Source organism: Pseudomonas sp. 25 R 14 (assembly GCF_900004755.1).
GTDB lineage: Bacteria > Pseudomonadota > Gammaproteobacteria > Pseudomonadales > Pseudomonadaceae > Aquipseudomonas > Aquipseudomonas brenneri.
Genome location: NZ_CVTS01000065.1, coordinates 297,153 through 309,816, shown reverse-complemented (window position 1 = coordinate 309,816; position 12,664 = coordinate 297,153). Strand labels below are relative to the sequence as shown.

16 protein-coding genes are annotated in these 12,664 nt (G+C 59.4%); 9 read left to right on the top strand and 7 right to left on the bottom strand.

The annotated features are described in order from the left end of the window. Positions 1–10: 10 nt before the first annotated feature. The 7 genes from raiA to BFQ03_RS24630 all read right to left on the bottom strand — a co-directional run bounded on the left by raiA (position 11) and on the right by BFQ03_RS24630 (position 5,395). Positions 11–316 carry a ribosome hibernation-promoting factor, HPF/YfiA family gene (gene raiA, locus BFQ03_RS24660; protein ID WP_032860085.1) on the bottom strand — a complete coding sequence of 102 codons (306 nt, stop codon included), beginning with the start codon at positions 314–316 and terminating at the stop codon, positions 11–13. A gap of 75 nt (positions 317–391) precedes the next feature. After that, entirely contained in the window at positions 392–1,885 is a 1,494-nt protein-coding gene (locus tag BFQ03_RS24655; RefSeq protein ID WP_065944203.1) for an RNA polymerase factor sigma-54, read from the bottom strand. A gap of 184 nt (positions 1,886–2,069) precedes the next feature. Beyond that, positions 2,070–2,795, bottom strand: a complete 726-nt coding sequence (gene lptB / locus BFQ03_RS24650; protein WP_029291791.1) for an LPS export ABC transporter ATP-binding protein — start codon at positions 2,793–2,795, stop codon at positions 2,070–2,072. Further along, positions 2,795–3,328 (bottom strand): lipopolysaccharide transport periplasmic protein LptA, encoded by a 534-nt coding sequence (gene lptA, locus BFQ03_RS24645; protein ID WP_029291790.1) that lies wholly within the window; start codon positions 3,326–3,328, stop codon positions 2,795–2,797. The genes lptB and lptA overlap by 1 nt, the downstream gene beginning before the upstream one ends. Beyond that, a complete protein-coding gene (lptC, locus tag BFQ03_RS24640; protein WP_032860083.1) occupies positions 3,315–3,887 on the bottom strand; it encodes an LPS export ABC transporter periplasmic protein LptC in 573 nt (190 codons plus the stop codon). Before lptC ends, lptA begins: the two co-directional genes overlap by 14 nt. Before the next feature lie 8 nt (positions 3,888–3,895). After that, positions 3,896–4,420, bottom strand: coding sequence for a KdsC family phosphatase (locus BFQ03_RS24635; protein WP_032860082.1), 525 nt, complete (start codon positions 4,418–4,420; stop codon positions 3,896–3,898). Next, complete coding sequence (locus BFQ03_RS24630) at positions 4,421–5,395, bottom strand: KpsF/GutQ family sugar-phosphate isomerase (RefSeq protein WP_032860081.1); 975 nt, start codon at positions 5,393–5,395, stop codon at positions 4,421–4,423. 288 nt (positions 5,396–5,683) lie between these two features. Here BFQ03_RS24630 and BFQ03_RS24625 point away from each other — a divergent pair, with 288 nt between their 5' ends. The 9 genes from BFQ03_RS24625 to hisD all read left to right on the top strand — a co-directional run bounded on the left by BFQ03_RS24625 (position 5,684) and on the right by hisD (position 12,661). Continuing rightward, the gene (locus BFQ03_RS24625; RefSeq protein ID WP_029291781.1) at positions 5,684–6,493 is read left to right on the top strand and encodes an ATP-binding cassette domain-containing protein; all 810 of its coding nucleotides are present in this window, start codon (positions 5,684–5,686) and stop codon (positions 6,491–6,493) included. Further along, the gene (gene mlaE / locus BFQ03_RS24620) at positions 6,493–7,290 is read left to right on the top strand and encodes a lipid asymmetry maintenance ABC transporter permease subunit MlaE (RefSeq protein WP_032860080.1); all 798 of its coding nucleotides are present in this window, start codon (positions 6,493–6,495) and stop codon (positions 7,288–7,290) included. The genes BFQ03_RS24625 and mlaE overlap by 1 nt, the downstream gene beginning before the upstream one ends. Further along, positions 7,290–7,757: an outer membrane lipid asymmetry maintenance protein MlaD gene (gene mlaD, locus BFQ03_RS24615; protein ID WP_032860079.1), complete on the top strand. Its 468-nt coding sequence runs from the start codon at positions 7,290–7,292 to the stop codon at positions 7,755–7,757. The genes mlaE and mlaD overlap by 1 nt, the downstream gene beginning before the upstream one ends. Positions 7,758–7,768: 11 nt before the next feature. Further along, positions 7,769–8,422 carry an MlaC/ttg2D family ABC transporter substrate-binding protein gene (locus BFQ03_RS24610; protein ID WP_032860078.1) on the top strand — a complete coding sequence of 218 codons (654 nt, stop codon included), beginning with the start codon at positions 7,769–7,771 and terminating at the stop codon, positions 8,420–8,422. Beyond that, a complete protein-coding gene (locus tag BFQ03_RS24605; protein WP_032860077.1) occupies positions 8,419–8,724 on the top strand; it encodes an STAS domain-containing protein in 306 nt (101 codons plus the stop codon). The genes BFQ03_RS24610 and BFQ03_RS24605 overlap by 4 nt, the downstream gene beginning before the upstream one ends. Before the next feature lie 114 nt (positions 8,725–8,838). After that, positions 8,839–9,078, top strand: a complete 240-nt coding sequence (locus BFQ03_RS24600) for a BolA family protein (RefSeq protein WP_010567702.1) — start codon at positions 8,839–8,841, stop codon at positions 9,076–9,078. Between the two features lie 23 nt (positions 9,079–9,101). Further along, a complete protein-coding gene (gene murA / locus BFQ03_RS24595; RefSeq protein ID WP_032860076.1) occupies positions 9,102–10,367 on the top strand; it encodes a UDP-N-acetylglucosamine 1-carboxyvinyltransferase in 1,266 nt (421 codons plus the stop codon). Between the two features lie 213 nt (positions 10,368–10,580). After that, complete coding sequence (gene hisG, locus BFQ03_RS24590; RefSeq protein ID WP_003188599.1) at positions 10,581–11,216, top strand: ATP phosphoribosyltransferase; 636 nt, start codon at positions 10,581–10,583, stop codon at positions 11,214–11,216. A 128-nt stretch (positions 11,217–11,344) separates the two neighbouring features. After that, positions 11,345–12,661, top strand: coding sequence for a histidinol dehydrogenase (gene hisD, locus BFQ03_RS24585; protein WP_029291757.1), 1,317 nt, complete (start codon positions 11,345–11,347; stop codon positions 12,659–12,661). Positions 12,662–12,664: the final 3 nt, after the last annotated feature.

Sequence of the window (12,664 nt, the reverse complement as noted above, 5' to 3'; positions counted from 1 at the left end):
GTGGGGAGTGTTAGCGGCCCGTGCCTTGAAGAAGGCTCTGCTGCTTTTCCTTATGCTTTTTGATTTGGCGATCCAGCTTGTCGGTCAGGTCATCAATGGCGGCATACATGTCTGAATGCTCGGCATTGGCGACTACTTCCCCGCCGGGTATACGCAAGGTGGCTTCGATTTTCTGCTTCAGCTTTTCGACAGACATGATGACTTGCACATTGGTGATCTTGTCGAAATGCCCCTCAATTCGTTTGAGTTTTTCGCTGATGTAGGCGCGCAGCGGTTCGGTCACTTCCAGTTGGTGTCCACTGATGTTGACTTGCATACAGCTTCTCCTTCGTTGCCAGTGCATAAAGCGGCGGGTAGGAATACCCGCCACTGGAACGCTGTGGCCCGCCCGTCACATCAACCGTTTACGCTCGCTGGAAGGCGCGATCCCAAGGGACTCGCGGTACTTGGCGACGGTTCGACGGGCGACCTGAATGCCTTGTGCCTCCAGTAAACCAGCGATCTTGCTGTCACTCAACGGCTTTTTCTGATTTTCCGCGGCAACCAGTTTTTTGATGATCGCGCGGATCGCCGTGGACGAGCATTCGCCGCCTTCGGAGGTGCTGACATGGCTGGAGAAAAAGTATTTCAGTTCATAAATTCCCCGTGGGGTATGCATGAACTTCTGGGTGGTTACCCGGGAAATGGTCGATTCATGCATGCCAACCGCTTCGGCAATATCATGCAGTACCAGCGGTTTCATCGCCTCGTCGCCATATTCCAGGAAGCCGCGCTGGTGCTCGACGATCTGGGTAGCCACTTTCATCAGGGTTTCGTTACGGCTTTGCAGGCTCTTGATGAACCAGCGCGCTTCCTGCAACTGATTGCGCATGAACGTGTTGTCGGCACTGGTATCGGCCCGGCGTACGAAACCGGCGTACTGCGGGTTGACGCGCAGGCGCGGCACCGACTCCTGGTTCAGTTCCACCAGCCAGCGCTCGTTGTCCTTGCGCACGATCACGTCGGGGACGACGTATTCGGCTTCGCTGGACTCGATTTGCGAGCCGGGGCGCGGGTTGAGGCTCTGTACCAGTTCGATAATCTGGCGCAGATCGTCTTCCTTGAGCTTCATCCGGCGCATCAACTGGCTGTAGTCGCGGCTGCCCAGCAGGTCGATGTAATCGGTGACCAGGCGCTGGGCTTCGGCCAGCCATGGGGTCTTGGCCGACAACTGGCGCAGTTGCAGCAGCAGGCACTCGCTGAGGTTGCGGGCGCCGATGCCGGCAGGCTCGAACTGCTGGATGCGGTGCAGGACTGCTTCGATTTCGTCCAGCTCGATATCCAGTTCCGGGTCGAAAGCCTCAAGGATTTCTTCGAGGGTCTCGTCCAGGTAGCCCTGATTGTTGATGCAATCGATCAGGGTCACGGCGATCAGGCGATCGGTGTCGGACATCGGGGCGAGGTTCAATTGCCACAGCAGGTGGCTCTGCAGGCTCTCACCAACGGAGGTGCGGGTGGTGAAGTCCCACTCGTCATCGTCGTTGCTGGGCAGGCTGCTGGCGCTGGTCTGGTAGACGTCTTCCCAGGCCGTATCCACCGGCAGTTCATTGGGAATGCGTTCGTTCCATTCGCCTTCTTCCAGGTTATCCACCGTGGGTGCGGTTTCCTGGTAGGACGGCTCCTGGACGTCGGTATTGGGTTTTTGCTCGATGTTGTCGGCCAGCGGGTCGGCGTTATCGAAGTCGTCGCCTTCTTCCTGGCGTTCGAGCATCGGGTTGGACTCCAGGGCCTCCTGGATTTCCTGTTGCAGGTCCAGGGTCGACAATTGGAGCAGGCGGATGGCCTGTTGCAGCTGCGGTGTCATCGTCAGCTGCTGGCCCATTCTCAGGACTAGCGATGGTTTCATGGCAGGGGCTTAACACCTTATTCGCCGGCGCAATGCGCCATCCACGACAGGGCGCGTGAGCGCCAAACATAAGCAAATTATATGCCTGATATCGGGGGCTTTGCCTAGAGCGCGGTAACAATAAAAATAATGAGGTTTTTATTGACTCCCGCGCCTGATGGCGAATGTCCTGACACCACAGTGTTTACAGGCGGAATTCGTGCCCCAGGTACACTTCCTTGACCAGTTCGTTGGCCAGGATGGTAGCGGAGTCACCTTCGGCAATCAGTTGGCCATCGTTGACGATGTACGCGGTTTCGCAGATATCCAGGGTCTCACGCACGTTGTGGTCGGTGATCAGCACGCCGATCCCCTTGGCCTTGAGGTGATGGATGATCTGCTTGATGTCGCCAACCGAAATCGGGTCGACACCGGCGAAGGGTTCATCGAGCAGGATGAACTTCGGTGCAGTGGCCAGGGCGCGGGCGATTTCCACACGACGACGCTCGCCGCCGGACAGGCTCATGCCGAGGTTGTCGCGAATGTGGTTGATGTGGAACTCCTGCAACAGGCTTTCCAGCTCTTGGCGGCGTCCGTCGCGATCCAGTTCCTTGCGGGTTTCAAGGATCGCCATGATGTTGTCGGACACTGACAGTTTGCGGAAGATCGACGCCTCCTGGGGGAGATAGCCGATACCGGCCCGTGCACGACCGTGCATTGGCTGATGGCTGACGTCCAGGTCGTCGATCAAAACACGGCCCTGGTCAGCCTGGACCAGGCCGACGATCATGTAGAAGCAGGTGGTCTTGCCGGCACCGTTGGGGCCAAGCAGGCCGACGATCTGGCCGCTGTCGATCGACAGGCTGACGTCGCGCACGACCTGACGGCTTTTATAGGCCTTGGCCAGATGCTGGGCTTTCAGGGTTGCCATTACTGGGCCTTCTTCTTCGGCTGGATAACCATGTCAATGCGCGGACGTGGCGCGGTGACCTTGGTGCCATTGGCGCGGCCGGCAGTCGCAACTTGCTTGACGGTGTCGTAGACAATTTTCTCGCCTTCGGTCGAGTTACCGTCGCTGCTGATCACTTTGGCACGATCAGTCAGTACGATGCGGTTTTGCGGCGCGTGGTACTGGATGGTTACGCCGTAGCCTTTGATCGGACCTGGATCGGCGGCATTCTGCTTCTGTTCGAAATAGGCAAGGTTGCCCACCGAGGTCACGACGTCGATGTCGCCGGCCGGGGTGCGGGTAAGGGTCACGGTATTGCCGGTAATTTTCATCGAGCCTTGGGTGATGATTACATCGCCCTTGTAGGTCGCGATACCTTGCTTGTCATCCAGTTGCGCATCGTCAGCCTGAATGTGGATCGGTTGCTGGCTATCGTTCGGCAGAGCCCAGGCGCTCACGCTTCCCAGTGCTGCGCCCAGACCGAGCAAAATAGGGAGGGTTTTAACGAGCCTCATACTGTCCTCTTACGTTCGATAGCAGGTGTATCCTGCTTTCTTTCAAATACGCTTTCATTCCCTTGCCAGTCGATACACCGCCAGCGCCGTCGATTCTAACGTCTTGCTCGGTCTGCGCATATTGCTTCTGTGGGAATACGGTCATGCGACTGCTGGTAATGATGGTCTCGCGGTTCTGTGCGTCGGTGCGCGCAACGCGCACCGAATCGATCAGCTCCACTTCGGTGCCGTCCGGGTTGACCTCGCCACGCTTGCTGGTGACATGCCACGGGAATTCGGTGCCGCGATACAGGTTCAGGTCGGGATTGGTCAGCAATGTGACCTCCGAAGCCTTCAAGTGTTCGACCTTGTCCGACGTCATTTCGTATTGCACCTTGCCGTCAGGCAGGAACTGCACGCTGTAGGCGTTGGTGGCGTAATAGTCGATGGCGCCCTGATCGGCCTGCACAACAGGCTGGTCGAGGAAGCGCTCCGGGCTGATATTCCAGTAGCCCACCGCCAGGAACAGCGCGGCGATGGCTCCGAATATCAGGAAGTTGCGAATCTTTTTGCTCAGCATAGAAGGCTCTATAGGTAGGCGGCGTGGGCCGCTTCAAGGCTGCCCTGGGCACGCAGGATCAGCTCGCAGAACTCGCGGGCGGCGCCTTCGCCGCCACGGGCCTGGGTGATGCCGTGGGCATGCTCGCGGACAAACGACGCGGCGTTGGCCACGGCCATGCCCAGGCCTACGCGGCGAATCACCGGCAGGTCAGGCAAGTCGTCGCCCAAGTAGGCGACCTGCTCATAGCTTAGGTTGAGTTTGCCAAGAAGCTCATCCAGAACCACCAGTTTATCCTCGCGCCCCTGGTAGAGGTAAGGAATCCCCAGGTTTTGTGCGCGGCGTTCCACAACGGGTGTCTTTCGACCACTGATGATCGCGGTTTGCACACCGGAGGCCATCAACATCTTGATGCCCTGGCCGTCCAGCGTGTTGAAGGTCTTGAATTCGCTGCCGTCTTCGAGAAAGTACAGGCGGCCGTCGGTCAGCACGCCGTCCACGTCGAAAATTGCCAGTTTGATGGCCTTGCCCCGTTGCAACAGGTCGTTGCTCATTTACATCACTCCTGCGCGCAGCAAATCGTGCATGTTCAGGGCGCCGATCGGGTGATCGGCATCGTCGACCACCACCAGGGCGCCGATTTTGTGGTCTTCCATGATCTTCAGGGCTTCAGCCGCGAGCATTTCGGCGCGGGCGGTCTTGCCGTGGGGGGTCATGACCTGATCGATGGTCGCGGTGTGGATATCGATGGTGCGGTCCAGGGTGCGACGCAGGTCGCCGTCAGTGAATACCCCGGCCAGGCGACCGTCGGCTTCCAGGATCACCGTCATGCCCAGGCCCTTGCGGGTCATTTCCATCAAGGCGTCCTTGAGCAACGTGCCGCGCTGTACCTGTGGCAGCTCATCGCCGGAATGCATCACATTTTCCACTTTCAGCAGCAGGCGACGACCGAGGGCGCCACCAGGGTGGGAAAAGGCGAAATCTTCGGCGGTAAAACCGCGGGCCTCCAGCAGGGCCACGGCCAGCGCGTCGCCCATGACCAGGGCGGCGGTGGTGGAGGAGGTCGGCGCCAGGTTGAGCGGGCAGGCTTCGTGGGCCACGTGCACGTTCAGGTTCACTTCGGCGGCCTTGGCCAGCGTCGAATCCGGGTTGCCGGTCACGCTGATCAGCTTGATGCCCAGGCGCTTGATCAGCGGCAGCAGGGTCACGATTTCGTTGGTGGTGCCGGAGTTGGACAGGGCCAGGATCACGTCATCACGGGTGATCATGCCCATGTCACCATGGCTGGCTTCGGCCGGGTGCACGAAAAATGCGGTGGTGCCAGTGCTGGCCAGGGTGGCGGCAATCTTGTTGCCGACATGGCCTGACTTGCCCATGCCGACCACGACAACCCGGCCTTTACTGGCCAGGATCATCTCGCAGGCGCGTACGAAATCTGCGTCGATATGGGCCAGCAAGCCTTCTACGGCTTCAAGTTCGAGGCGGATGGTGCGTTGTGCGGATTGAATAAGGTCGCTGGATTGGCTCATGTCTGAAATCGTATAGCCTGACGAAAAGTCGGCGATTATAGCGGTAATGATCAATTCCCTCACGCAAGTTCGTCAGGTGTTGTGCTTCTTGAGCGCGAGATCAGTCTCAATTGCGCTTTTTACCTGTCCTCTTTCTGAACAAGCGCTGCTCCGGCCTTGGGCGCTTTATGTCAGCAGTGATATAGTTCGCCGCCAGTTCGGTCCGCGCAGTCCACATGTGTCTAACTGTCGCAAGCAGTTGTCCCAAGCATGGTGTCTGAGTGAGAAGCTGCATCCCAAGGAGTTTAGATGAGTGCCGATAACGCCTACGCGGTCGAGCTGAAGGGCCTTTCCTTCAAGCGCGGTACGCGCAGCATCTTCAATAATGTCGATATTCGCATTCCCCGCGGCAAGGTGACGGGCATCATGGGGCCGTCCGGCTGCGGCAAGACGACCCTGCTGCGCCTGATGGGCATGCAGTTGCGTCCCACCGCCGGGGAAGTCTGGGTCAACGGCCAGAACCTGCCGACCCTGTCGCGCAGTGACCTGTTCGATGCGCGCAAGCACATGGGTGTGCTGTTTCAGAGCGGCGCTCTGTTCACCGATCTCGACGTTTTCGAAAACGTCGCGTTCCCGTTGCGGGTGCACACCCAACTGTCCGAAGAAATGATTCGTGACATTGTATTGCTGAAACTGCAGGCCGTCGGCCTTCGCGGTGCCATCGACCTGATGCCAGATGAACTCTCTGGCGGTATGAAACGGCGTGTCGCCCTGGCGCGTGCGATTGCCCTCGACCCCCAGATCCTGATGTATGACGAGCCGTTCGTCGGCCAGGACCCCATCGCCATGGGTGTCTTGGTGCGTCTGATCCGTCTGCTCAACGATGCGCTGGGTATCACCAGTATCGTGGTTTCCCATGATCTGGCCGAAACCGCGAGCATTGCCGACTACCTCTATGTTGTCGGTGATGGCCAGGTGTTGGGACAGGGTACGCCTGAAGAACTGATGAACGCTGACAACCCGCGCATTCGCCAATTCATGACCGGCGATCCTGATGGCCCGGTGCCTTTTCATTTTCCGGCAGCGGACTACCGCTCAGATCTTCTGGGGAAGCGCTGATGCGCAAGACATCTTTAATCGAGAAGGTTCGTCTTTTCGGTCGCTCCGGCATCGACATCCTCGAAGTGCTCGGGCGTTCGACGATTTTCCTGTTTCACGCCTTGCTTGGCCGCGGCGGTATTGGCGGTGGTTTTGGCTTGCTGCTCAAGCAGTTGCATTCGGTGGGCGTGATGTCCCTGGTGATCATCGTGGTCTCCGGTGTCTTTATCGGTATGGTGCTGGCGTTGCAGGGCTTCAATATCCTGTCCAGCTACGGTTCCGAGCAGGCGGTGGGGCAGATGGTTGCGCTGACGCTGCTGCGTGAGCTGGGGCCGGTGGTCACGGCATTGCTGTTTGCCGGGCGTGCCGGTTCTGCGTTGACCGCCGAGATCGGCAACATGAAGGCCACCGAGCAGTTGTCCAGCCTGGAAATGATCGGCGTGGACCCGCTCAAGTACATTGTTGCCCCGCGCCTGTGGGCCGGCTTCATTTCCCTGCCACTGCTGGCGATGATCTTCAGCGTGGTCGGGATCTGGGGCGGTTCGTGGGTGGCGGTGGACTGGCTGGGGGTCTACGACGGCTCCTACTGGGCCAACATGCAAAACAGCGTGACCTTCAGCGGTGACGTGCTCAATGGCATTATCAAGAGCATCGTCTTCGCCTTTGTCGTGACTTGGATCGCCGTATTCCAAGGCTATGACTGTGAGCCCACTTCAGAGGGGATCAGTCGTGCCACCACCAAGACCGTTGTGTACGCCTCGCTGGCGGTACTGGGCCTTGACTTCATTTTGACCGCCTTGATGTTTGGAGATTTCTGATGCAAAACCGCACTGTGGAAATCGGTGTCGGCCTTTTCTTGCTGGCTGGCATCCTGGCTTTACTGTTGCTCGCCCTGCGAGTCAGCGGCTTGTCGACCAGCCCGGCCGCCGATACCTATAAACTTTACGCCTACTTCGACAATATCGCCGGTTTGACGGTCAGATCCAAAGTGACCATGGCCGGTGTGACCATCGGCAAGGTCACGGCAATCGATCTGGACCGCGACAGCTTCACCGGCCGCGTGACCCTGCAACTGGACAAGAAGGTAGATAATCTGCCGAATGACTCCACTGCATCTATTCTCACGGCGGGTCTGCTGGGCGAGAAGTACATCGGTATCAGCGTGGGCGGGGAAGAAGCCTTGCTCAAGGATGGCTCGACCATTCATGACACACAGTCGTCGTTGGTGCTTGAGGACCTGATCGGTAAATTCCTGCTTAATACGGTTAGCAAAGACGCCAAATGAGGAGTTTGTTCATGATCTCTACCTTGCGACGTGGCCTGTTGGTGCTGTTGGCAGCCTTGCCATTGATGGCTAACGCCGTGGCGGCGCCTTCGGCGCACGACATTATTGATAGAACCACCAAAGAACTGCTGGCTGACCTTGCCGCGAACAAGGACAAGTACAAGCAGAGCCCAGGCGCGTTCTACGACGCCCTTAACGGGATCGTGGGGCCGGTGGTCGACGCTGACGGCATCTCCCGCAGCATCATGACCGTCAAGTATTCGCGCAAGGCTACGCCTGAGCAGATGCAACGCTTCCAGGAAAACTTCAAGCGCAGCCTGATGCAGTTCTACGGCAACGCCCTGCTGGAATACAACAACCAGGGCATCGTGGTTTCCCCGGCCAAGGATGAGTCTGGCGACCGCACCAGCGTGGATATGCAGGTCAAGGGCAACAATGGCTCGGTGTATCCGGTTTCCTACACCCTTGAGAAAATCAATGGTGAGTGGAAAGTGCGCAACGTGATCATCAACGGCATCAACATCGGCAAGTTGTTCCGTGACCAGTTTGCCGACGCCATGCAGCGCAATGGCAACGACCTGGACAAAACCATCAATGGTTGGGCTGGCGAAGTGGCCAAGGCCAAGGAAGTGACCGAAGAAGCCGCAGAGAAGCAGGCCCCATGACTGAGTCGGCTGTTCGTCAAGGCCAGCCCGGCGAGTTGCTCCTGAGTGGCGTGCTCGACTACAGCTCCGGGCCGGCTCTGCGCAAGCAGGGCCAGGCGCTGATCAATGCCAGCACCGCGCCGGCATTGGTTCTCGATTGCTCGGCGGTGGTGAAGTCCAGCAGTGTTGGCTTGTCATTGCTCTTGTGTTTCCTACGTGACGCCGCCGCAGTCAGCAAACCTGTCAGTATTCGCGCATTACCCGAGGATATGCGGGAAATCGCCCAGGTTTGCGGTTTGACCGAGCTGTTGGCGCATCCTTAATACACATTATTGAAGAAGCCCCCCGTCAGAGTCCTGCTACGCGGGGTTCGCAGGCGCGGGGCTTTTTTGTATGATGTGCGACCCGCGCGCACTGGGCGCCGATAGAGGTTGAGCATGCAGGCCCTAGAAGTTAAAAGCTTCCTTGAAGGAAAGCTGCCGAATACTGAGGTTGCAGTTGAAGGCGAAGGCTGCAATTTCCAGCTGAACGTGATTAGCGATGAACTGGCGGCATTGAGCCCGGTCAAGCGTCAGCAGCAGATCTATGCCCATTTGAACCCGTGGATCACCGATGGCAGCATCCATGCGGTCACTATGAAATTTTTCAGCCGCGCGGCCTGGGCCGAGCGCACCTGAGCCCCCAAGGCGTCGAGATTCTTATGGATAAATTGATTATTACCGGCGGTGCCCGTCTTGATGGCGAAATCCGTATCTCCGGGGCTAAAAACTCGGCCTTGCCGATCCTGGCCGCTACCTTGCTGTGCGATGGCCCGGTTACCGTAGCCAACCTGCCGCACCTGCACGACATCACCACGATGATCGAGCTGTTCGGCCGCATGGGCATTGAGCCTGTGATCGACGAGAAACTGTCGGTCGAAATCGACCCGCGCACCATCAAAACCCTGATCGCACCGTACGAACTGGTGAAAACCATGCGTGCCTCGATCCTGGTGCTGGGGCCGATGGTCGCCCGTTTCGGCGAAGCCGAAGTGGCCCTGCCTGGCGGTTGCGCCATCGGTTCGCGTCCGGTGGACCTGCACATCCGTGGCCTTGAAGCCATGGGCGCAACCATCGACGTCGAAGGCGGCTACATCAAGGCCAAGGCGCCGGAAGGCGGCCTGCGTGGTGCGAGCTTCTTCTTTGATACCGTCAGCGTGACCGGTACCGAGAACATTATGATGGCCGCTGCCTTGGCCAAGGGCCGCAGCGTCCTGCAAAACGCCGCGCGCGAGCCGGAAGTGGTCGACCTGGCCAACTTCCTGAACGCCATGGGCGCGAAGGTTTCCGGTGCTGGCACCGACACCATCACCATTGATGGCGTAGAGCGTCTGCACACCGCGACCTACAAGGTCATGCCGGACCGTATCGAGACCGGTACCTACCTGGTTGCTGCTGCCGTGACCGGTGGTCGCGTAAAGGTCAAGGACACCGATCCGACTATCCTGGAAGCGGTCCTGGAAAAACTGCGCGAAGCCGGTGCTGAAATCACCTGCGGCGAAGACTGGATCGAGCTGAACATGCACGGCAAGCGGCCGAAAGCCGTGAACGTGCGTACTGCTCCGTACCCGGCGTTCCCGACTGACATGCAGGCGCAGTTCATCTCCCTGAACGCGATTGCCGAAGGTACTGGTGCTGTCATCGAGACCATCTTCGAAAACCGCTTCATGCACGTGTATGAACTGCACCGCATGGGCGCCAAGATCCAGGTCGAAGGCAACACGGCCATCGTCACCGGTATCGAGCAGCTCAAGGGCGCGCCAGTAATGGCGACCGACCTGCGGGCTTCGGCCAGCCTGGTGATCTCGGCGCTGTGCGCTGACGGCGACACCCTGATCGATCGCATCTACCACATAGACCGTGGCTACGAGTGCATCGAAGAAAAACTGCAGATGCTCGGCGCAAAAATCCGCCGCGTACCGGGCTAGTCCCTGCTGCGCTGTAGGAGCGAGCTTGCTCGCGAAAAACGTCAACGATAACGCGTTTATCCAGAGTCAACGTGGTGTCCATGAGTTCTTCGCGAGCAAGCTCGCTCCTACAAACACTGGTTTGTTTCAAATCGAGGCTGTCATGGCCTCGATCTGTGTCTGGCGCCGTTTGTGACCGGACAGCAATAGCCTGATGAAGGATTGACGTTTCCCATGTTGACCATCGCACTGTCCAAGGGCCGCATCCTTGACGACACTTTGCCGCTTCTGGCTGAAGCGGGCATCGTGCCGACCGAGAATCCGGACAAGAGCCGCAAGCTGATCATCCCCACGACCCAGGACGACGTTCGCCTGCTGATCGTGCGGGCTACCGACGTGCCGACCTACGTTGAACATGGCGCCGCCGACCTCGGCGTCGCCGGTAAGGACGTGCTGATGGAATACGGTGGTCAGGGCCTGTACGAGCCGCTGGACCTGCGTATCGCCCTGTGCAAGTTGATGACTGCTGGCCGTGTCGGTGACGTCGAGCCCAAGGGCCGCTTGCGGGTGGCCACCAAGTTCGTCAACGTCGCCAAGCGTTATTACGCCGAGCAAGGCCGTCAGGTCGACATCATCAAGCTCTACGGCTCGATGGAGTTGGCTCCGTTGATCGGCCTGGCCGACAAGATCATCGACGTGGTCGACACCGGCAACACCCTGCGCGCCAATGGCCTGGAGCCCCAGGACTTTATCGCCGACATCAGCTCCCGGCTGATCGTCAACAAAGCTTCGATGAAAATGCAGCACGCCCGTATCCAGGCGTTGATCGACACCCTGCGCAAGGCAGTGGAGTCTCGACACCGCGGTTGACTCACCCGCGTAGCTGAAAAGCTGCGCCCGTCTATCCGCCTCATAGCCAGAATTCTCAGGTGCCCAAGCGGAAACGACTGCTAGTTTAGGGCGCCTGAGTTTTTGCCAATTCTATTGAGGCCCTCGCTATGACCACGTCCACTGCAATTGCCCGACTCAACGCTGCCGACCCGGATTTCGCCCATCATCTGGATCATCTGCTGAGCTGGGAAAGCGTGTCCGACGACTCGGTCAACCAGCGGGTGCTCGACATCATCAAGGCCGTGCGCGAGCGCGGTGATGCGGCGCTGGTGGACTTTACCCGCCAGTTTGACGGCCTGGACGTCAAATCCATGGCTGACCTGATCCTGCCCCGCGAACGCCTGGAGCTGGCTCTGACGCGCATCACCGCGCCTCAGCGTGAAGCCCTGGAAGTGGCGGCAGCGCGGGTGCGCAGCTACCACGAGAAGCAGAAACAGGACTCCTGGAGTTACACCGAGGCTGATGGCACGGTGCTGGGCCAGAAGGTCACGCCCCTGGACCGTGCCGGCCTGTATGTGCCGGGTGGCAAGGCTTCGTACCCGTCATCGGTACTGATGAACGCGATTCCGGCCAAGGTGGCCGGCGTGACCGAAGTGGTTATGGTCGTGCCGACCCCGCGCGGTGAAATCAACGAGCTGGTGCTGGCTGCGGCCTGCATCGCCGGGGTTGATCGCGTGTTCACCATAGGTGGCGCCCAAGCCGTTGCGGCCCTGGCCTATGGCACCGAAAGCGTGCCCAAGGTCGACAAGGTCGTTGGCCCAGGCAACATCTACGTCGCCACCGCCAAGCGCCACGTATTCGGCCAGGTCGGCATCGACATGATCGCCGGCCCCTCGGAAATCCTCGTGGTGTGCGACGGCCAGACCGACCCGGACTGGATCGCCATGGACCTGTTCTCCCAGGCCGAGCACGACGAAGACGCCCAGGCGATCCTGGTCAGCCCCGACGCCGAGTTCCTCGACAAGGTGGCCGCCAGCATCAATAAACTGCTGCCGACCATGGAACGTGCCGAGATCATCGAGAAGTCGATCAATGGCCGTGGCGCGCTGATCCTGGTGCAGGACATGGAACAGGCCATCGAAGTCGCCAACCGCATCGCGCCGGAGCACCTGGAGCTGTCGGTGGCCGACCCACAAGCCTGGCTGCCGTCGATTCGCCATGCCGGGGCGATCTTCATGGGCCGCCACACCAGCGAAGCCCTGGGCGACTACTGCGCGGGTCCCAACCACGTCCTGCCGACGTCCGGCACTGCGCGCTTCTCGTCGCCGCTTGGGGTGTACGACTTCCAGAAGCGCTCGTCGATCATCTTCTGCTCGCCACAGGGCGCCTCGGAGCTGGGCAAGACCGCCTCGGTGCTGGCCCGTGGTGAATCGCTGAGCGCGCACGCCCGCAGCGCCGAATATCGCATCGTCAAGGGAGAGTAAGGC